The 20,561-nt window shown below is 62.2% G+C and carries 14 protein-coding genes; 8 read left to right on the forward strand and 6 right to left on the reverse strand.

Annotated elements, in window-relative coordinates; genetic code table 11:
* Positions 1-141: 141 nt before the first annotated feature.
* On the forward strand, positions 142-1,422 hold the full coding sequence (locus tag AC1DD7_RS10885; RefSeq protein WP_477514977.1) for a glycoside hydrolase family 3 N-terminal domain-containing protein: 1,281 nt from the start codon (positions 142-144) through the stop codon (positions 1,420-1,422).
* 142 nt (positions 1,423-1,564) lie between these two features.
* Here AC1DD7_RS10885 and AC1DD7_RS10890 read toward each other — a convergent pair whose 3' ends face one another.
* The 4 genes from AC1DD7_RS10890 to AC1DD7_RS10905 form a co-directional block, all read right to left on the reverse strand.
* Entirely contained in the window at positions 1,565-2,302 is a 738-nt protein-coding gene (locus tag AC1DD7_RS10890) for an amino acid ABC transporter ATP-binding protein (RefSeq protein ID WP_431115782.1), read from the reverse strand.
* Positions 2,299-3,063: an amino acid ABC transporter permease gene (locus AC1DD7_RS10895; protein WP_477514978.1), complete on the reverse strand. Its 765-nt coding sequence runs from the start codon at positions 3,061-3,063 to the stop codon at positions 2,299-2,301. The genes AC1DD7_RS10890 and AC1DD7_RS10895 overlap by 4 nt, the downstream gene beginning before the upstream one ends.
* 12 nt (positions 3,064-3,075) lie before the next feature.
* Positions 3,076-4,026, reverse strand: a complete 951-nt coding sequence (locus AC1DD7_RS10900; protein WP_431115780.1) for an ABC transporter substrate-binding protein — start codon at positions 4,024-4,026, stop codon at positions 3,076-3,078.
* 323 nt (positions 4,027-4,349) lie between these two features.
* Complete coding sequence (locus tag AC1DD7_RS10905; RefSeq protein WP_477514979.1) at positions 4,350-5,060, reverse strand: exonuclease domain-containing protein; 711 nt, start codon at positions 5,058-5,060, stop codon at positions 4,350-4,352.
* A gap of 66 nt (positions 5,061-5,126) precedes the next feature.
* On the opposite strand from AC1DD7_RS10905, the gene AC1DD7_RS10910 reads away from it, so the two are divergent.
* The 3 genes from AC1DD7_RS10910 to AC1DD7_RS10920 are packed head-to-tail and all read left to right on the forward strand — an operon-like array spanning position 5,127 to position 12,384.
* The gene (locus AC1DD7_RS10910) at positions 5,127-5,543 is read left to right on the forward strand and encodes an MGMT family protein (protein ID WP_477514980.1); all 417 of its coding nucleotides are present in this window, start codon (positions 5,127-5,129) and stop codon (positions 5,541-5,543) included.
* Positions 5,540-8,857 (forward strand): ATP-dependent helicase, encoded by a 3,318-nt coding sequence (locus AC1DD7_RS10915; protein WP_477514981.1) that lies wholly within the window; start codon positions 5,540-5,542, stop codon positions 8,855-8,857. The genes AC1DD7_RS10910 and AC1DD7_RS10915 overlap by 4 nt, the downstream gene beginning before the upstream one ends.
* Positions 8,854-12,384: an ATP-dependent helicase gene (locus AC1DD7_RS10920; RefSeq protein WP_477514982.1), complete on the forward strand. Its 3,531-nt coding sequence runs from the start codon at positions 8,854-8,856 to the stop codon at positions 12,382-12,384. Before AC1DD7_RS10915 ends, AC1DD7_RS10920 begins: the two co-directional genes overlap by 4 nt.
* A gap of 48 nt (positions 12,385-12,432) precedes the next feature.
* Here the strand turns inward: AC1DD7_RS10920 and AC1DD7_RS10925 are convergent, their stop codons facing one another.
* The gene (locus AC1DD7_RS10925) at positions 12,433-13,746 is read right to left on the reverse strand and encodes a macrolide 2'-phosphotransferase (RefSeq protein WP_477514983.1); all 1,314 of its coding nucleotides are present in this window, start codon (positions 13,744-13,746) and stop codon (positions 12,433-12,435) included.
* Between the two features lie 179 nt (positions 13,747-13,925).
* Here AC1DD7_RS10925 and nudC point away from each other — a divergent pair, with 179 nt between their 5' ends.
* The 3 genes from nudC to AC1DD7_RS10940 are packed head-to-tail and all read left to right on the forward strand — an operon-like array spanning position 13,926 to position 17,667.
* Positions 13,926-14,915: an NAD(+) diphosphatase gene (gene nudC, locus AC1DD7_RS10930; RefSeq protein ID WP_477514984.1), complete on the forward strand. Its 990-nt coding sequence runs from the start codon at positions 13,926-13,928 to the stop codon at positions 14,913-14,915.
* Positions 14,912-17,044, forward strand: coding sequence for an ATP-dependent DNA helicase UvrD2 (locus AC1DD7_RS10935; RefSeq protein WP_477514985.1), 2,133 nt, complete (start codon positions 14,912-14,914; stop codon positions 17,042-17,044). Before nudC ends, AC1DD7_RS10935 begins: the two co-directional genes overlap by 4 nt.
* Complete coding sequence (locus AC1DD7_RS10940) at positions 17,044-17,667, forward strand: M48 metallopeptidase family protein (protein ID WP_477514986.1); 624 nt, start codon at positions 17,044-17,046, stop codon at positions 17,665-17,667. The genes AC1DD7_RS10935 and AC1DD7_RS10940 overlap by 1 nt, the downstream gene beginning before the upstream one ends.
* A gap of 46 nt (positions 17,668-17,713) precedes the next feature.
* Here AC1DD7_RS10940 and AC1DD7_RS10945 read toward each other — a convergent pair whose 3' ends face one another.
* Complete coding sequence (locus AC1DD7_RS10945; RefSeq protein ID WP_477514987.1) at positions 17,714-19,150, reverse strand: zinc-dependent metalloprotease; 1,437 nt, start codon at positions 19,148-19,150, stop codon at positions 17,714-17,716.
* Positions 19,151-19,361: 211 nt separating this feature from the next.
* Here AC1DD7_RS10945 and AC1DD7_RS10950 point away from each other — a divergent pair, with 211 nt between their 5' ends.
* On the forward strand, positions 19,362-20,498 hold the full coding sequence (locus AC1DD7_RS10950) for a YlbL family protein (RefSeq protein WP_477514988.1): 1,137 nt from the start codon (positions 19,362-19,364) through the stop codon (positions 20,496-20,498).
* The last annotated feature ends 63 nt before the right edge of the window (positions 20,499-20,561 follow it).

The following is a 20,561-nucleotide window of genomic DNA, read 5'->3' on the forward strand; positions in this document are numbered from 1 at the left end:
CCGCGGTCGCCTGGGTCAAGGACAATGCGGTGCCCCGGCCGGCTGGTCGAAGCAGGCTGGCTGTTCGAAGCAGGCTGGGGCACTGACTTCCCGGGGTAGGCTCGTAAGGGAAACCCAACCCCAACGAATTCACGGTTTACCATGCGCAAGATCCAGTCAATTGCATCCCTTGGTGTGAGGGCCGCGGCGGCCGGAATCCTCGTCACAATGGTGCCTGGTTGCTCAAGTGGGAATGAAACCGCCAGCCCCACAACTGCACCGGTTACGCCGTCTTCAACCACCCCTTCGCCGACGAACACCCCTGTTCCGGGCAAGTCCACTCCGGGGGCTTCAACCGAACCCCAGGACTCCCGGGCACCTTCGGCAGCACCTACCCGTGAAGCGCTGTCCACGGCACAACAACAGCTTGCCAAGCTAAGCCTTGAGCAACGTGTCGGGCAACTCTTCATGGTTGCCGCGAAGGCGACGGGTGCAGAGCCGGGCACCATGGAAGCACTCACCAAATACCACGCAGGCAACGTTTACTTGAGTGGCCGCAGCAAGGCCGGCACTGCTGCCACAGCTGCCGTCGTGGCCTCCCTTACCGGGACAGTTTCCGCCGAAACCACCGGTGGGCTGCCTCTCTTCGTGGCCACTGACCAGGAAGGTGGATACGTCCAAGTCCTGGCTGGTCCGGGTTTCTCCGCCATCCCTGCCGCGTTGGTGCAAGCCGGAGCTGGTCCCGCGAAGCTGCGGGCAGACGCCACCGTTTGGGGGAAGGAACTCCGTAGCGCTGGCATTAACGTCAATCTGGCTCCGGTCCTTGACACCGTGACAAGCCCTGAATTCGCGCCGTCCAATGCACCCATCGGACAATTCCAACGCGAGTACGGATTTGTGCCGGGGCAAGTGTCCAACCTCGGAAACGCTTTTGCCCAAGGCATGAAGGACGCGGGGGTTGCACCGGTCGTAAAGCACTTCCCAGGACTCGGCAGGGTAGTTCCCAACACCGATGTCAGCCAGAACGTCAGGGACACTGAAACTACGCGGAATGATCCCGCCCTGGAGCCATTTCGCACAGCCATGACGAACGGCGTGCAATGGGTCATGGTGTCCAATGCCTACTACGACCAAATCGACCCCGCCAACATTGCGCCGTTCTCGCCCGTGGTGATGGGGCAGATGCTTCGCGGGGACGCTGGCTTCAAAGGCATTATCCTCTCGGATGACGTCTGTAGTGCAGCACAGTTGAAGCCGTGGACCACCGCGGACCGCGCCGTCAACTTCTTCGCAGCGGGCGGCACGATGCTGGTTTGCGCGGACCCGGGAAGCATCCCCGCTATGTATGACGCCGTACTCCAGAAAGCACAGTCAGAGCCGGATTTCCGCAATAAGGTAGATGCTGCGGTGTTGACTGTGTTGTCGGTGAAACTTGGGAAGTAATACTGGAAACAAGTCAAGGGGGCGGAGACTGGCCGGTGCCTCACCGCGGTTGCGCCTAATGCAGGAGACCCCGCCCCCTGACTTTTCACCACTAGGGCGACCGTCTGGAGGCGGGGTCTGCTGTTTGGCTGCATTACGGGGACTAGAGGACGTCCGAGAGGAAGCCTTGGAGCCGCTCTGTCCGGGGGCTGTTGAACAGCTGCTCCGGCGGACCGGATTCCACAACTACGCCAGCGTCCATGAACGTCACCACGTCTGAGACGTTGCGGGAGAAGCCCATCTCATGGGTAACCACCACCATGGTCATGCCTCCCTGTGCGAGATCGGTCATCAGGGCAAGTACGCCCTTGACGAGTTCCGGGTCCAGCGCGGAAGTGGCCTCATCGAAGAACATAACCTCGGGCTTCATGGCAAGCGCACGGGCAATGGCTACGCGCTGTTGCTGGCCACCCGAAAGGTTGGCAGGGCGGGCATCTGCCCTGTGCTTGAGGCCGACCAGGTCCAGTTGGGCCAAGGCCTCCTCACGCGCCTGTTCCTTGGACAGTCCACGGATCTTCCGCAGCGCCAGGGAGATGTTCTCGGCCACAGTCTTATGGGGGAAGAGATTGAACTGCTGGAACACCATGCCGATGCGACGCCGGAGTTCGTCCGGATTGTCCTTGAGGACGGAGCGGCCGTCCAACAGGATGTCACCCTGGTCCGGTTCGATGAGCCGGTTCATCACGCGGAGCAGCGTTGACTTGCCGGAACCCGAGGGGCCGATGACCGAAGCCGTGGTGCCCTTCTCAACGTGCAGGTCGATTCCCCGCAGGACATGGTTGGTGCCGAACGACAAATGGATGTTCTTTGCCGTCAACGTGCCCGATGTAAATTCACTCATGCGTGGGCTCCCTTCCCGACGACCGCCGCGGCATCGTCCGGTTCTTTCTTTTCAGGCCTGCCTGAACGGAAGCGGGCATCAATCCAGTTCACGAAGTGCGTGAGCGGAATAGTGAGTACCAGGTAGAAGATGGCCGCAGCCACATAAGGCGAGAGGTTGCCGCTGGTCGCAGCCGCGTCCTTGCCGATCTGGAAGATCTCGCGCTCCGTGGCCAGCAGGCCCAGGAGGAAGACGAGGGAGGATTCCTTGATCAGGGCAATGAATTGGTTGACCAAGGCAGGAAGCACCCGGCGGATGCCCTGGGGAACCACTACCAAGCGCATGGAAGCGCCGTAGCCGAACCCCAAGGCGCGGGACGCTTCGAGCTGTCCCTTGTCCACGCTCTGGATACCAGAGCGGAAGATCTCGCCGATGTACGCCCCCGACATCAAAGACAACGCTGCGATGGCCATCGGGTAGGGGCTCGTGGAACCGGTCAGTTCACGGATGATGGGGCCAAAGCCGAATCCGATGACCAGAATGGTCAGCACCGGCGGAAGCCCGCGGAGGACGTCCGTATAGATGCGTGCAATCCACCGGGCCGCGGCGTTCCGGGAAATCCCCATCAGGGCCAGGGCCATGCCCAGCAGGGTCCCGATGATGCCCGAAATGACAGCGAGCACCAGTGTGTTCGGCAGCCCGACGGCGAACATCTTGGGAACGACTTCGCCCATCGCCTCCCAGTCAAGGAAGGTGTCAGCCAGTTGCTTGAGGATATCCATGGAACGCCCGGGTTACTTGGCCGGGATCTGGACGGCCTTGCTGCCCGGCTTCCAGCCCTGCGGAGTCTGCTCGGCCGCGGTGGGACGGTCGGTGTACCACTGCGAGGTGAGCTTGGTCCACGTACCGTCAGCAATAACGGCGTCCAGGCCGGCGTTCAGTGCATCGAGGAGGGGCTGGTTGTCCTTGTTCACGGCGTAAGCCGTGAAGTTCTGCGTGTTGACAACCTTTTCGGCGATCTTGGTACCGTCGCCGTCCTTGACCTGGCCGGAAGCCTGCTGGGAGGGAGCCACCCAAGCGTCGATCTGACCGTTCTTCACGTTGCCATAAACGGTGTTGTAGTCAGGGAAACGCACGGGCTCGAGCTTGAGCGTGTTGGTGACATAGTCATCCTGAACGGTGCCCTGGACGACGCCGATCCGGACGCCTTCCTTGAGGTCGGCGAAGCCGGTGACCTTGGCGTCGCTCTTGGTCACGACGGCCATATAGCCAAAGTCGTAGCCGTTGGTGAAGCCGACTGTCTTGCGACGGGCATCCGTGGTGGAGATCGAGGAGGATCCGACGTCGAACTGCTTGTTTGCTACCTGCGAGAGCAGGGCGGAGAAGTCAGTCGACGCAAACTCCACCTTCAGGCCAAGCTTGTCGCCGATGGCGCGAAGGAGTTCGTTGTCATAACCGGTGAACTTGCCCGAAGGATCGATGAAGATGTTCGGCGGTGCGTCGGAAAGGGTGCCGACACGCAGGGTGCCATCGGTGACGAGGCCCAACTTGGACTTGTCGATCTTGTCCAGAGCCGTGACGTCCGCGGTGGTGTACTTGTCCAGCGTCTGCTGGTCGCTGCCGGCGAGGGCATCGGTGGGCGAGCCGCTGGGCTGGGAGGTTCCTCCGCCGCATGCTGCCAAGGAGATCACCAGGGCCGCTGCTACGGGAGCAGCAGACAGCCACTTGAGGGCTTTGAATTTCATGAAGAAATCACTTTCGTCGGGTCACAGAGACGTTCGCGGTGGGCGGGGAACGGGGCAGCAAGTATGGGGATGGCTGCCCTAGCAGACTTCAACCCGCCAAACTTAATTATGTCACCAGCCCACTGAAGCGCGGTGAATCGAACAAGTGATTGCTCCGGCTCGTTTTTTCCGAAGAAAGTTCCTGCCTTGACGTCTGAGCTCCCCGAACTATTCCGGCGATGGGCAAAGTGATGGAATCCCTGCGCACAACGCTCGTGCTGGAGGAGCATCGGAATTCTTGTGACTTGCATCCCAACTGCGGGTCGCCAGTGCCGAAGCGTGCCTCAGAAGCCGCCTCGGCTGGCGTCCTCGGGTGGCAGCACGGGCCACTCGCCTTCGATGACAGCGGTGGGTTTGCTTCGGCGCAGATACTGCTGGAAGTCAGCAGCTTGGGATGCGGCCCAGTCCACCTGCAAATGGTGCAGCTTGGAGGCAGGCATTTGCAACTTGGGGAATTTGCCAGCCATGGCATCCAAAACGCGCAGCGTCGCCAAGGCGTCCGCAGCGGAGGTGTGGGCGTTGTCCAGAATCACACCATATTCCTCGCATAAAGCTGTCAAGGTGCGCTTGCCCTTGCGGTACCGGTCCACCTGCTTGTTCATCACATAGGGATCCAGTACCGGGAAACGGGTCAATTGCGGGACACCATGCCGTGCTGATTCGGCAGCGAGCACCGTGAAGTCGTAGCTGGCGTTGAATGCAATGACCGGCGTGTCGTCGTCGAACAATGTCTGAAGAATGGCCGCTACCTCGCGGGTGACCTCGGCCGCCGGGCGGCCTTCAGCGCGGGCTTTCTCCGTAGTCACTCCGTGGACCTCGCTGGCCTCCAGGGGTATCTCCACCCCGGGGTCCGCCAGCCATTCATGCTCTTTGATGAGCTGTCCGTGCGCATCCACCACAGTGATTGAAGCCGTGACGATGCGGGCGGAACGGGAATTCTTCCCAGTGGTTTCGAGGTCGAAGGCAGCGCGGGGGAGGGTATTCCAGGAGCTCATGTTTTCACGCTACCGGCTGGCACTGACAGTACTGGGCACGACACTCCTGCGGCTACGCTGGAGCACATGCGGATGGAGTATGTGACGGCGGTACTGGCCGTCGTGGACCTTGTTCCGCCCGGCGCGGCCGTGTCATATGGCGACGTCGCAGAACTCCTCGGAGCCGGCGGACCCAGGCAGGTGGGCGCGGTGATGAGCCACTACGGCAGTTCCGTAGCCTGGTGGCGTGTCCTACGGGCAAGCGGGGATGCCCCGCCCGGCCACGAAGCAGAGGCCCTGCGCCAGTATGTGCAGGAGTCCACGCCCCTGCATGGCGCCTTTGAGGAATTCCTGCGGACCGGCGAGGGCCGCTGGCGCGTGGACCTTGGAGCTGCCCGATGGGCGCCAACTGATGCTGAGTTCGATCGTCTTGATGTGATCTCGGACCAGTTGGAGCGTCAGCTCCATATTTTGTCGGTACCCGATGATGAAATGACTGTGTGACCGCAACAGCTACCAAAACCCGCCAAGCCCCGGCAGCCCTCCGCCTGCTTCCGCCGCGCGAGATTCATTACGCGGCGCCTGACCTGTCTCCGGACCAGCGTGCGGTTGTGTCAGTCAGGCAAGGAGGCGGACCTGTCCTGGTCCCTGGAGGCCCTGGCACGGGAAAGTCCACAGTGCTGGTCGAATCAGCGGTCCGCCGTGTTAATGAAGACGGCGTGGATCCCGAACGGATACTTATTCTCGCTCCTGGGCGGCACGCCGCGGCCGCCTTGCGGGATACCTTCACCGGTCGCCTGGACAGAAGCCTCAGTACGACGCCGGCACGCACTTGGGCGTCGTACTCCTTCGACGTCATCCGGCGGGCCAAAGCCGAAGGCGTCCTGCCGTTGCCCCGGCCGCCCAAGCTCCTGTCCGGACCGGAACAGGATCTGATCATCAAGGAGTTACTGGAGGGCCACTCCCGCCCGGGCCATCAGTTGCCCTGGCCCGAAGACCTCTCCGCAGCACTGCCCACCCGTGGCTTCCGCCACGAGATCCGCCAATTATTTGATCGCATTATCGAGTCCGGCCGCACTGCAGAGGACCTGGTGGGGCTCGCCTATGAATGTGGGCGTCCGGATTGGATGGCAGCCGCCGAGCTCTACAGTGAGTATCGGGATGTACTGGACCTCCGAATGCCCGAGGCCTTCGATCCCGCGGGGATCATCACCACGGCGCGCCAGATTTTTCAGGACTCGCCCGCTTTCCTGGCCGCTGAGCGCGACCGGCTGCAGCTGATTCTCGTGGACGATGCCCAGGAATCCAATCCTGCCGTGTTTGAACTCCTCGCGGATATTGCCGAGGGCAAAGACGCCCTGGTTACATATTCGCCTGACACGGTGGTGCAGGGCTTTCGCGGAGCGCGGCCGGACCTTGTCGCTGAGCTGCCCTTGCTTCTGGAAGGAAGGTACGGGGTTCTTGAGCGGCCATTGTGGACCACGCATCGTCATCGCCCCGAGGTGGCGCAGGCCTGGACAAGCGTTGCCGCACGTATCTCCCAACGATCCGGGGGCCAAAGGGCGCGGCGCCTTGAACAGCCGGAGTCCATCGAAGGCGTTCAGGAGATCAGCAACGGCGGGCGGGTGGAAGGACATGTGCTGCCTTCTCCTGTCCATGAGCTCCGGTATGTTGCACAGCGGATTCTGGAAGCCCAGTTGCGTGAGGGCCGGGACTTCGGTGATATTGCGGTCATTGTCCGCAATGGTGGATTGATTTCGCAACTCCAGCGCTATCTCAACGGACAGGGAATTCCCGTGCGCGTTCCTGTGGCTGATTCTGCAGTCCGGGATGAGGTGGCCGTCCGGCCCCTCCTGGAGGTCTTCGCCGTCATCCTTGATCCGGCCAAGCTCACTCCTGAAACCGCTGTTTCCCTCCTGACTTCGCGCATTGGTGGAGCCTCCGCCATTGAGCTGCGCCGCCTCCGGCAATCCCTCCGACGCGAGGAGCTACTTGGCGGCGGCGGACGTTCCAGTGACGCTTTGCTGGTGGAGGCGTTGCTTGAACCGGGAGCGCTGACTTCGTTGGGGATTGAAGGCAACCCTGCCCGACGACTTGCACGGATGATTGCTGCCGGCACCGCCGCAGCAGCCGAGCCAGGGGCCAATGCGGAATCCGTCCTCTGGGCGCTATGGCACGCCACCGACTTGGCTTCGCGCTGGTCTGCCGCCGCGCTGGAAGGAGGGAGTGCCGGGGCCCGCGCTGACCGCGACCTTGACGCCATGATGGCGCTGTTCCACACAGCGGAGCGTTTTGTGGATCAACTGCCCGGCTCCGGCCCTGAACAGTTCCTCGATTACTTGTTGAACCAGGAACTTCCGATGGACACCCTTGCGGCGAGGGCCCAGCTTGAGGAATGCGTGGAAATCATGACTCCCGCCAGCGCTGCGGGCCGCGAATGGCCTGTGGTGATCGTGGCCGGCCTCCAGGAAGGTGTTTGGCCGAACACCCGTCTACGCGGAGAACTCCTGGGCAGTACCCTGTTTGCTGACGCCGTGGAGCATGGAGTTGACTACGCGCTGGGCCGCGGCCCCCTCAGCAGGCTGAGGGACATTCGCTACGACGAGCTCAGGAGTTTCTCAACTGCGGTCTCACGCGCCAGGGAGGTCCTCATCTGCACGGCTGTCTCTTCCGAGGACGAACAACCTTCGGCCTTCCTGGATTACGTCGCACCGTTGGCTTCTGGCGAATATCGGCGCGACTACACCCCGGTGGATCGTCCGATGACTCTGCGCGCGCTGGTGGCTGAGTTGAGACAGCATGCCCAGGTTGATGATCAGGACGCCAACGGAGAGTCGTCGACCGCGCGCGAAGCAGCGCGTGTGCTGGCTCGCCTCGCCTCGGTTGATCCACCAGTCGCGGGAGCCCATCCGGATACCTGGTGGGGTTTGGCTCCCTTGAGCTCCGAGGAAGCGGTGGTCCCGGCGGGAGGCACTGTATCGGTATCGCCATCCAAGGTGGAGGCCGTCCACAAGTCCCCACTGGACTGGTTTGTGCAAGCGGCAGGGGGTGAAGCTGCCACTGACTTCGCGCGGAGCCTTGGCACACTGGTCCACACCATTGCACAGGAGCTGCCGGACGCTTCAGGTGCGCAGTACGTTGCGGAACTCGTTCGCCGCTGGCCCACGCTTGGAATGAAAGACAACTGGGAAGGGAAGCTGGATTACCAGCGCGCGGAACTGATGGTTCGTAAATTGGCCCAATACGTACTTATCATGCGCAGCGAGGGCAGGAGCCTGCTGGCGGTGGAGCACGACTTCGAAGTCCAACTTCCTGACGTCCACCTACGTTCTGCACGTCTGGATGAGGATGCGGATGATTCCACCGCCACTCGGCACGCTGTGCTTCGCGGACAGGTTGACCGCTTGGAAATCGACGCCGAGGGCCGTTTGGTGATCGTCGATCTTAAGACCGGGAAACGCCAGCCGGGCAAAGCCGAAGTAGCCAGGCACCCTCAGCTGGGGGCGTACCAGGCAGCCGTGCTCAAAGGTGCATTTGAGGAAGCGGGCAAGCTTGGGGATATCGGCAACCCTGTTCCCGGTGGGGCCGTCCTTGCACAGCTGGGAACCAAGACCAAAAGCCCCGGGGTTCAACAGCAGGATCCGCTCGAGCCCGACGACAACTGGGCAGAGGCTTTGGTCAACGAGGCCGCTGAACTCATGGCCGGCGCAACGTTCGAGGCCCGGCACGATCCGAGCAAAGGGGGACACGGTGGACATGGCTGCCGTCTACCCGATATTTGCCCACTGTGCGCCAGAGGAAAGCAGGTCACTGAATGACTACCGATCTTCTTCAAGGATCCGAGACCAGGGACGCCGGAATCCTGGATGTGGAGTCCGGGCTGCCTGTTCCCAGGTTCTCCCCGTCGGAGTTGGCAGACATTCTTGGCGAAAAGAACCACCCCACCTCAGAGCAGGCAAGCATCATTGCTTCCTCGCTTACGCCACGGCTTGTGATTGCCGGCGCGGGCTCGGGAAAGACCGCCACCATGGCAGATCGCGTGGTGTGGCTCGTGGCCAATGGTTGGGTCCGGCCGGAGGAGGTCCTCGGCGTGACATTTACCCGTAAAGCCGCTGGCGAGCTGGCCAGCAGAATCCGGACAAAACTGGCCACCCTCCAGCGAATAGCGAATGAGGACGATGGCAGCATCGGCTTCCCGGAGGGGCTTCTGGGTGCTGACGACCTCGAGCCCAAGGTGTCCACCTACCATTCGTACGCGAGCGGAATCGTTTCGGACTATGGATTGAGGTTGGGCATCGAGCGGGACGTCGTCCTGCTGGGTGGGGCCCAGTCGTGGCAGTTGGCAAGCGAGGTTGTTGAGGCCTACGACGGCGAATATGAGCATTTCACCGCGGCAAAGTCGACGCTCGTCAATGCCGTCATCCAGCTCGCCGGCGAGTGCGCGGAACACTTGCAGGACCCCGCCACCGTCCGCGACTGGGTGCTGGAGCGCGTTCAGTCCTTCGAACAACTCCCCTATGTGGCCGGCGCAAAGAAGAACCCGACGCAGGCGGCAGGCGAGCTCGCTGCCATGCTGCGGACCCGGGCCAGCGTCGCAGATATGGTTCTCCGGTACCAGGATGCCAAACGACAAAGGGGAGTGCTGGATTTCGGGGACCTCGTGGCCCTTGCGGCCCGTATTTCGCGGGAAATACCGTTGGCTGCGGCCACTGAGCGGGCACGCTACAAGGTGGTGCTGCTGGACGAGTTCCAAGACACTTCGCATGCTCAGCTTGTCTTGTTTTCGCGCCTTTTCGGCCTCGGCCATGCCGTTACCGCGGTAGGGGACCCCAACCAGTCGATCTACGGATTCCGCGGTGCCTCGGCGGGGCAGCTCTTCCACTTTGTGCAGGAGTTCCCTGTGAGGCACAACGATCAAGAGTCAGGCGGCGAGGCCTATTCTGTGGCCCCAACGTCTTACCTGACCACGGCTTGGCGCAACGGCCGGAACATCCTCCAAGCGGCCAACACGATTGCGGCCCCGTTGAACAAAGCCGCGGCCACCGACGGTCCGGCAGGGGAGAGGGGGAATGCAAGTGGCGTTGCTGTTCCGCCACTGGTGCCGAGTCCGGCCGCGGCCGAAGGCAGCGTTGTTATCGGTCGCTTTGGCACTGACGAAGACGAGGCTGGCGCTATTGCCCGCGACATCCGGCGGTACCAGAGGACCGTCTTCGAGGAAGAGAAAGACGGTACTCCGGTCAAGCCAACCATGGCGGTTCTGTGCCGGCGACGTGCGCAGATGGAATGCCTTCGGAGGGAATTCGAACTTCAAGGAATTCCCTATGAGATCGTCGGCCTCGGCGGTCTGTTGGACACTCCTGAAATAGTGGACTTGGTGGCAACACTGCGGGTTCTGGCTGATCCTGGCCGTTCCGATGCTTTGATGCGGCTTCTCGCTGGAGCACGATGGCGCATTGGACCAGCGGACCTTATGGCCTTTAATGATTGGTCCCGTTTCCTTGCCAAGCGGAGGTCAGGACCTGGCAACACTCTTGAGGTCGCCGACGAAGACCCGGCTGCTGTCGTGATGGAAAGCGATATCACTGACGCCGCAAGCCTCGTGGAAGCTCTGGACTTCCTGCCGCGGCCGGGCTGGATATCCGGACATGGGAGAACGCTGAGCCTTTCAGCCCTGCAACGATTGACCAGGTTGTCGGAGGAATTGCGATCCCTTCGAACGTACATCGGGGATGACCTGACTACACTGCTCGGTGAGGTTGAACGTGCCATGTTGCTGGATATCGAGGTGGCGGCAAAGCCGGGAGTAAGCATTCATCAGGCACGGCGAAACCTGGATGCCTTCCAGGACGCAGCCGCCGGATTCCTGCAGACCTCGCAACGGATCGACCTCCTGGCATTCCTCTCCTGGCTGGAAGCGGCGGCCTCCGAAGAGGGTGGCCTGGATATTGCCCCTCTTGAAACCAACCGCGAAGCAGTCCAACTCTTGACAGTCCATGCCTCCAAGGGGCTGGAATGGGACGTCGTCTTTGTCCCCGGGCTCAACGCAGGTTCCTTCCCCAGCAACAGGGACTCACGGTGGAGCAGCGGCGCAGCTGCCTTGCCATGGCCGTTGCGGGGTGACCGAGCCGATCTGCCCCAGTGGGATCTTGACCACCAGGACCAAAAGGGTTGGCTGGACGCAGAGAAGGACTTCAAATCGGAAGTTCAGCATCATGGCGAAGCCGAGGAACGCAGGCTTGCGTATGTCGCCTATACGCGGGCCAAGTTCGTTTTGATGGTGTCCAGCTCCGCGTGGAATGGGTCCAGGTCCGGTATCGCAGGGATGTCGTCGTTCCTTTCCGAGCTGGCGCCACTCGCGGGAGTGCCCTCCTCGTCCGGGGACGCCATCGCCGTCGCGGCCGGGCGGAGCGTTGTGGTCCACCCTGAGTCAGTAGCCGAAGAATCACTGCCCGATAGCAGTCCGCTCACAGCAACGTTGGAAGTGGCTCAATTTCCGTATGATCCCCTCGAAGGCCCGTCCGATCCCCGTACCGGAGCCCGCATCAGGCTCGTTCCCGGCCGCCGTGCCGCCATGGACCGGGCTGCAGCCCGGGTGCTTGAATTCATGGAGGCATCCGCTTCCCAAGCATCACCGGAAGGTTTGACAGGCATCTCGGGCCGGTGGTCACACGAAGCCCAGCTGCTACTGGATCGCCGGCTCCAGGGAAAGCTTCATCAGGACGTGCACTTGCCCAGCCATATCTCGGCGTCCCTGTTCGTTGACCTTGGCGCAGATCCTGCAGCGGTGCTGGCCCAACTGCGCCGACCCGTGCCCCGGGAACCAGGCATTTCGGCCCGAAAGGGCACAGCCTTCCACGCCTGGGTTGAGGAGTACTTCGGAACAACCGGCATGTTGGACATCGACGAAGCACCTGGCTCGGATGCCCATATCGACGAAGCGTACGGCTTGGATCACATGGTTGAAGCGTTCAAGCAATCTGAGTGGGCGCATCGGGCTCCAGCCTTTGTGGAAGTGCCGGTGGAAACGAGGATCGGTGACGTGGTGGTCCGCGGACGTATCGACGCCGTTTTCCGCGACGCTGACGGGCGCTGGCAACTTATCGACTGGAAAACAGGTCGCCGCCCTGCAGGCAAACAGCTCGCAGCGAGAGCCGTGCAGTTGGCTGTGTACCGTCTTGCATGGGCGCGGTTGAAGGGCGTTCCCCTGGAGGAAGTCAGCGCGGCGTTCTATTACGTTGCGGAGGATGCTGTCGTGCGCCCGCATGACCTGGGCAGCGCCGAGGAACTCGAGCAGATCATCGGCAAGGCCCTCAAGAACGATCCCACGGGTGGGAGCTCCAAGTAGAAGGAGTCCTGGAGGCAGGGCCGGAAACTGAGGTCTGGAAGCGCTGGTCTAGGAGCGCTCGCCCGCATGCAGCGGTGTCACATTGACAACATTCAAAGCCGCAGTCGACGCGTCATCCTGAGGCCGGGAGTTGGATTCTTCTGCCACCTTGTCCGACGCGGTTCCGGCATCCGCGTCTGATGCCGCTTCCTTGCCAGGCACTTCCTTGCCAGGCGCTTCGGCGTCAGGCACTCCGGCGTGGGGGACTTCCTTCGAAGACGTGGGAGGCAGGGGCGTCACTGGGACTGAAGTCCCGGCGTCGGGAATCGGCACGACTGTAACGGCGGGCTGCTGGGTGCTCGCCCGTTGCTTCGACGCACCCTGCAGTGCTGCGCTTTCAGCCTCCGCCTCAGCCTCCGCCTCAGCTGCTGCTGCCTGCTCGGCGGCCAGAACGGCCTCGTCCTGCCTCGCTTGCTCTTCGATGTCGTCCGCGAGGGACTGCAGCATTGATACTGCCTCAGACGTCATATCCCCGTGCCCAACGGCCATTGCCTTCACCAGGTACTGTGCCAACGCGAATTCAGCCAGCAGAGCGGCCCGTCGAAGCAGATGGGCGTCAGGCGTGTCCCGGCGCGCCTCGGTATACCGGCTCAGCACGGCCTCAACAAACGAGGCTTCGTTGGACGCCACCAGCCAGGCGAAATCATCTGCGGGATCACCGATGCGGAGATCGGTCCATCCCGTCAAGGCCGTCACGGTATCGTCCTGGACCATCAGGTTGTCTTCGTGGAGGTCGCCATGAACCACCGACGGGTTGAATCGCCAGAGTGCGACGTCCTCAAGGGCATGTTCCCAGCGCCGCAGCAAAATGGCAGGAATCTTGCCGGTAGTGGCCGCTTGGTCCAATTCGTTGAGCTTGCGCTGCCGAAACTCGTTGGCCGAGTAGCTGGGCAGATCTGCGTTGTTGACCAGTGCCAGGGGGAGGTCGTGGATGGCGGCAAGGGCATTGCCAATATCACGGGCCAAAGCCGGGCTGCCAGCGGATAGCTCGTCAATGGACAGCGTGGAACCCTGCAGATGGGCGTACACGAACGTTGTGAGGGCGCCCTGCCGGACAGTGCCGGCCACGGTTGGCACATGGAAAGGAAGCTCGGCACGGATGGCGGGCGCGAAGGCCCGCAGGACCATGAATTCCGTTTCGAGGCGGGTACTGGCCTCGGGATGGCGCGGCGAACGGACGCGCCAGCGCTTGCCTTCCGCGTCGAGCAACAACGCCGAATCGAAGTCGGCGTCGTCGTCGGGGGAATAGGCTGTAGCCGTCGGTGCCAGTCCGGGCACCGCCGCGGTTGCTACAGCGGCCAGTTCGAGCGGTGTTCTTCTCACGTCTTCCACGGTAGATTGAGTGGCGCCCATGGCCATGATGCAGTGCGGCGAGTCTTCAGATCCGCACGAAAACAAGGCAGAAGTGGATCATCGGTCAGTTCAGCGGCCGGCAATGCTGCGATATGCACAAGCGGCCGATCCAAATGTTCTTTGTCGGTGCGAATCAGTACGGTAGATACATGAGTTATGCGGAGTCTCCGGCGCTGGCCAACCACTTGATGGAAACTGTTCTTCCAGTGCGCCCGGCGTTGGTGGACCGAGGCTCCAGTGAGCGCATGAAGCCTGGCATGGTTGAGGACCTCATCGTCTCCGGCAAGGCCAAGGCCATGGTCATTTCCCAACGCAAGGCGCTGGTGAGCAGGGACGGCCTCTGGTTCGGGGACGCTGGTCCACTGTGGGCTGCCCTCGGCGAAGCAAGAGCTGGCGCCCTGACTGCTATCTACCTGGGTACCACCTTGCGCCCTTCTTCCGTGGCCGAGGGTACTCCTGTTTTGCTGTTTACAGTTGCTGAGCCGCCCGTGCCGGGGACAGCCCTGATCCCTTCCGATGCGCAGTGGGCCGGGTTCCGGGAAGTTGCCGGACGCCTCGATGCTACTGACACCGCCTTGTTCATCGAAGCCAGTGCCATCTCCAACTGGCACGCGACACATACCCATTGCCCGCAGTGCGGCACGCCAACTGATATTGAAACCGGGGGCTGGGTGCGGCGGTGTCCCAAGGACAACTCTGAGCACTATCCGCGCACAGACCCGGCGATCATCGTTACTGTAGTCGGCCCTGATGGCCGCCTCCTGCTGGGTGGCGGCGGGCCTGCCGACGCCAGGAACTACTCCACCCTTGCTGGATTTGTTGAACCCGGGGAATCGCTTGAGCAGGCCGTTGTCCGCGAAATCGGCGAGGAAGTAGGTGTCCGCGTTACTGCATGCCAGTATCTCGGTTCGCAGTCGTGGCCCTTCCCTGCCTCGCTCATGTTGGGCTTTACGGCAATAACGAACGACGCCGTTGCCCGCCCCGACGGCGTCGAGGTCACCCGCGCGCGGTGGTTCAGCCGGGAAGAATTGCAGGAGGCCGTGTTGAGTGGCGAGATCACTATCTCCACGCGCCTGTCGATTGCACGCTCGTTGATTGAGCATTGGTACGGCGGCGTCATCGAAGACCTCCAGCCGTGACAGGAGGAATTTTCGACGTCGGGGGCTCACTTGAGGAGCGAATCCTCAGCGGCCTGGATGATGAGCAACGTGAAGTAGCCAGCACTCTGACCGGCCCCCTGTGCGTACTTGCAGGTGCAGGCACAGGCAAGACCCGCGCCATCACGCACCGCATCGCCTATGGAGTGCACTCCGGGGTGTATTCACCACAGAGGTTGCTGGCCGTGACTTTCACAGCCAGGGCGGCGGCCGAAATGCGCAGCAGGCTTCGGGATCTTGGCGTGGCCAATGTCCAAGCACGGACATTCCACGCTGCGGCCCTGAGGCAATTACAGTTCTTCTGGCCTCAGGCGATCGGCGGCACCCTGCCCAGCCTCCTGGACCACAAGGCGAACATGATCGCTGAGGCCTCACGCAGGCTTCGCCTCAGCACTGATCGCGCGTCCATCAGAGACTTGGCTGCAGAGATTGAGTGGGCAAAAGTCTCTATGCTCACACCTGCCAACTACCTGGAGAATGCACAAGGACGCGGGACTCCGGGTGGCTTCGACCTCACGGCTGTGTCCAGGGTGTTCCAGGCGTACGAGGATATTAAGACTGACCGCAACGTCATTGACTTCGAAGACGTCCTGTTGATTACCGTTGGGATCCTCCAGGAGGATCCCAAGGTGGCAGCGACCGTCAGGGAGCAATACCGCCACTTCGTCGTCGACGAGTACCAGGACGTCTCCCCGCTTCAGCAGCGGCTCCTGGATCTCTGGCTGGGTGGCCGTGACGAATTGTGCGTGGTGGGCGATGCCAGCCAGACCATCTACTCCTTTACCGGCGCCTCGCCCAAGCACCTGTTGAATTTCAAGGCACACTATCCAGGTGCCACCGTGGTCAAGCTCATCCGTGACTACAGGTCCACGCCGCAGGTCGTTAAGCTGGCCAATGATCTCCTCGGGTCTCGGCGATCTGGCGGACCGGTTGCCGATGCGGCGTGGGCGCCTCCGCTCAAGCTTGTCGCCCAAAGGCCTGCCGGCCCGGAGCCTCGGTTCATGGAATGTCCGGACGACGAAGCAGAGGCGGCGGTCGTTGCCGGCAGAATCCAAGAGCTACTCAACACCGGAGTTAAGGCCAGCGAGATCGCCATACTGTTCCGCACCAACGGGCAATCCGAAGCTTACGAGCAAGCCTTGGCGTCGGCGGGGATCGGTTACCAGCTTCGGGGCGGAGAGAGGTTCTTCGCTCGCAAGGAGGTCCGGGATGCCATCCTGCAGTTGAGGGCTGCAACCAGGGCTGTGGCGGAAGGCCCTCCGGAGCCCTTGGGCCAGATTGTCCGTGACATTGTTGCCTCGCTTGGCTACAGCGAAGCCGCGCCGCACAGCGGGGGAGCCCTTCGCGAGCGTTGGGAATCGCTGGCCGCCTTGGTGGCCTTGGCTGATGAGTTGTCAGTCACCCGCGGAGAGTCTTTCACCTTGGCTGAGTTCGTCAACGAGCTCCAGGAACGTTCGGTGGCCCAGCATGCTCCCACAGTTCAGGGTGTGACGCTTGCCTCCCTTCACTCGGCAAAGGGCCTTGAATGGGATGCCGTGTTCCTGGTGGGCCTCAGCGAAGGACTCATGCCTATCTCCTTCGCGGACACACCGGAGGACGTCGACGAAGAACGCCGGTTGCTCTACGTCGGGATCACCCGTGCGCGTGAGCATCTGAACCTGTCGTGGTCCTCTGCGCGTACTCCGGGTGGCCGCGCCAACCGCAAGCCCTCCCGCTTCCTCGATGGACTCCGGCCGGATTCGGTGGCGTCCGCGAACGCCAGGAGCCGGGCAGGTTCCACGCGCCGCAAAGCTGCCGCGCCGGCGTCGTGCAGGGTGTGTGGAAGCATGCTTGCCTCCGGAGCCGAGAGGAAAGTGGGTCGCTGCAACCAATGCCCGCCCACCTACGAGGAACAGACCTTCGACGCCCTGAGGCAGTGGCGGCGCGATGAAGCGCAATCTGCCGACGTTCCCGCCTACGTTGTCTTCACTGATGCCACATTAACCGCAATAGCCGAAGCCCGGCCGGCGTCGCTGGAGGAATTGGCCGGACTGGCGGGGGTAGGGCCCTCCAAACTGGAGCGCTACGGTGAAGCCGTCCTCGCCGTCCTCGCAGAGAGCACCAACCTCTGATGCCGCGCTCAACAGCCGGGCAGGCCGACGTTCCGATGCTCACCGACGACGGCGCTCCGGTAGTCGTCAGGCGCTCAGCCCGGCGCCGACGGACGGTAGCTGCGTTTTGGGAAGACGGTAATGCCGTTGTCGCGATTCCGGCAAGCTTTACCAAATCGCAGGAGCGCGAGTGGGTACGGCGCATGCTTGCGAAGCTGCAGAAGCAAGGTGAGCGCCGGGCGGGTAAAACAGATCGGCGCAGGCCTGCCACGGATGAGGCACTTGCCCAGCATGCAGGGCATCTTTCGCGGACCTACCTTGGAGGACGGGCGGTTCCGACGTCGGTCCGCTGGGTGACGAACCAGAACTCACGGTGGGGCTCGGCTACTCCAGCGGATGGAACCATCCGGCTTTCAAACAAGCTTCAGGCGATGCCCCAGTGGGTGATCGACTACGTGCTCCTGCACGAACTGGCGCATTTGTTGGTAGCTGGACACAACGCGCAGTTTTGGCGCTTGCTTGAGGCCTACCCGGAGACACAACGCGCCAAAGCATTCTTGGAAGGGGTCGCGTTCGCGACGTCCCGTGGGTTGAGCGGTGACGCCAACCAACCTGCCGGAACGGACGCGGAGGTAAGGGTCTAGAGACGGCAAAGGCCGCCATGAAATCCATGGCGACCATTTGCTGACTTTAGGTGGACGGTGACTTCGGGTCTGCGCTTCCCGAGTCTGGCCCGGTGTCGTCTTGCGAGTCTTCGTCCTCCGATACGGCGTCCTCAGGCTCATCGTAGCCACCGCTCAAGAGCTTCTGCAGAGCATCGTCAACTTCGGTGTCGCTGGCCTCGGCGAGCCTGCGGCGTTCGGAGAAGCCCTTGGGATCGTCCAGGTCTTCCCCGGTGGGCAGGAGATCAGGGTGGTGCCAGATGGCATCCCTGCCTGCAATACCGCGTTCTGCTTTCAGGGTTGCCCACAGGGTAGCGGCCTCCCGAAGCCTGCGTGGGCGCAGTTCCAGCCCCACAAGCGATGAGAAGGCATGTTCGGCAGGACCGCCGGTGGCACGCCGACGACGGACAGTTTCGCGCAGGGCGGTTGCCGAGGGCAGTACCTTGTCCGTGGCTTCAGCAGTGAGTTCATCCACCCAGCCCTCCACGAGGGCAAGTGCCGTTTCGAGCTTCTCAAGAGCGGCGGTCTGAACTGGCGTCCGCTCCGGAGTGAAGACACCCTGGGACAAGGCTTCCTGGATTCCTTCAGGATTGCCGGGATCCAGATCCCGGGCGAGATCCTCGATTCGGGACATGTCAATGTGGATGCCTCGTGCATAGGCTTCAATGGCGCCGAGCAAGTGGCCGCGAAGCCACGGCACCTGCACGAACAACCGGGCGTGGGCTGCTTCGCGGACGGCGAGGAAGAGCCGGACGTCATTTTCGGGGAGGCTGAGTCCTTCGCCGAACTTGGCGACGTTGGCCGGGAGCAGAGCCATCTCCAGGTCGGCCAAGGGAACACCAATGTCCGTGGAGCTGACTACCTCGGCCGAGAGTGCGCCAATCGCCTGGCCCAATTGCATCCCAAAAATGGCGCCGCCCATGTTCTGGAGCATTGACGAGGCCCCACCCATCATGGACTTCATTTCCTCGGGCATCTGCTGGGTCAACGCGTTGGACAAAGCATTGGCGATGCTGTTGGCAACTGGCTCAGTCAGCCGCTTCCAGGTTCCAAGCGTTGCTTCAACCCATTCCGCGCGGGACCACGCACGGCCAATAAGTCCAGTGGCGGAAAGATCTGTCACCGGATCCAGCCATAGTTCCGCCAGCCGGAGCGCTTCATCGATGTCCCGGGCCTGTTGGGCGTTCACTGAGGGATCGCTCCCGGACGCCGCCACGCGTCGTGCGTTCTCATGGGCCAGTTGCCAGTTCACCGGGCCCTCGGACGTTGAGCTCATCATGGCCTGGACCTGTGCGAACATTTGCTGCAGGAGCTGGGGATCGTTGGGCAGCCCCGCGGCCTTGGCCAGTTCGGCGGGATCGATGTTGCCCAAGCCCTGGCCGCCCATCAGGTTCTGCAGCATTTCCGCCAGCGGGTCCTTGGGCGTCTCATCGTCATCTGACGGGTTGTTGGGATTGGAAGTCATGGTGCCGCCGATCGTCGAACTGGCTGGTGATCACTTTCACCGTACCGCGCGGTGGGAAGGCTGTCTGCCTGTGTGCGGCGTCGTTCGCTGTAGGCAAAGCATCCCCACAACGTCCGACCGCGTAATGTGGATGTTTGGTATGTGCCCGTCGCCGCGGCCAGCGGCAGGAGCCAAAATGCCGGTCGCTCAGTGCCGGTAAAGAGAGGCCTCAATGCTTACTTCGCCCAGCCCGGAGGGCTCGCTCGATCCGCGTCAAACCCACGACGCCGATTCCTCCCCGGAATCTCCGGAACCTCCCGGCAGCGGCCGGTACATGATCATGGTGGTTTCGGGCCTGCTGGCACTGGGACTTGGGATCGGGGCGGCTGCTTTGCCGGTTCCCTACGTTGTTGAGTCTGCCGGACCGACCTTTAATACGTTGGGGCAGGATGGGGACAAACCGGTCATCAGCATTTCGGGACATGAGTCCTTCCCAGCCAAGGGGAACCTGGACCTGACGACGGTGGTGATGGCGGGCGGGCCGAAGACTCCTGCAACCATTTTCGAGGTCTTTCGGGCTTGGTTGGACAAATCGAAAGCCGTTTATCCCGAGGAATTGATCTATCCCAAAGGCACCACAGCGGAGGAGACGGTCCAGCAAGGCGAAATTGCCATGGAGACTTCGCAGGAAAACGCTGTTGCCGCAGCGCTGCGGCAATTGGACATCCCCTTTGAACAGAGGCTCAAGGTGGCGGGCCTCTCGGATCCGTCTCCTTCAGTGGGGAAACTTCAGGAGGGCGACCGGCTGGCCTCCATTAACGGAAAGCCGATCTCCTCCCTCAGCATGGTCCAGGCTGAACTGGCAGCCGGAAACGGCGCCCCGGCGGTCCTCGTCGTGGACAGGAACGGTTCCGCAGTCACGGAAACCATAACGCCCACCAAGAATCCCGCTGGCCGCTATGTCCTGGGCATCCTCCTGGGCAGCGACTTCACCTTCCCGTTTGACGTGAAGATTTCCTTGGACAATGTGGGCGGTCCGAGCGCCGGAATGATGTTTGCCCTGGGCATCGTGGACAATCTCACCCCAGGGGACCTCACAGGGGGAAAGCATGTGGCAGGGACCGGAACCATCACCGCTGATGGGGCAGTGGGAGCCATCGGCGGCATCGCGCAGAAGATGATTGGAGCGCGTCAGCATGGAGCCACCATGTTCCTGGCTCCGGCCGCGAATTGCGCCGACGTCGTAGGGCACATTCCTGATGGCCTGCAGGTGGTGAAGGTGGAAACCTTGGCCGATGCAACCGCGGCGGTGGAACGACTCGGTTCAGGACAGGACACGGCGGGCCTTCCCACCTGCACCAACAACTAGACTGACGGTGGAACTTAGCTCCACCGCCACTCGTGGCATATATGACGGACTCCGCCATCGCCC

The sequence above is a fragment of the Paenarthrobacter sp. 10L412 genome (assembly GCF_056395565.1).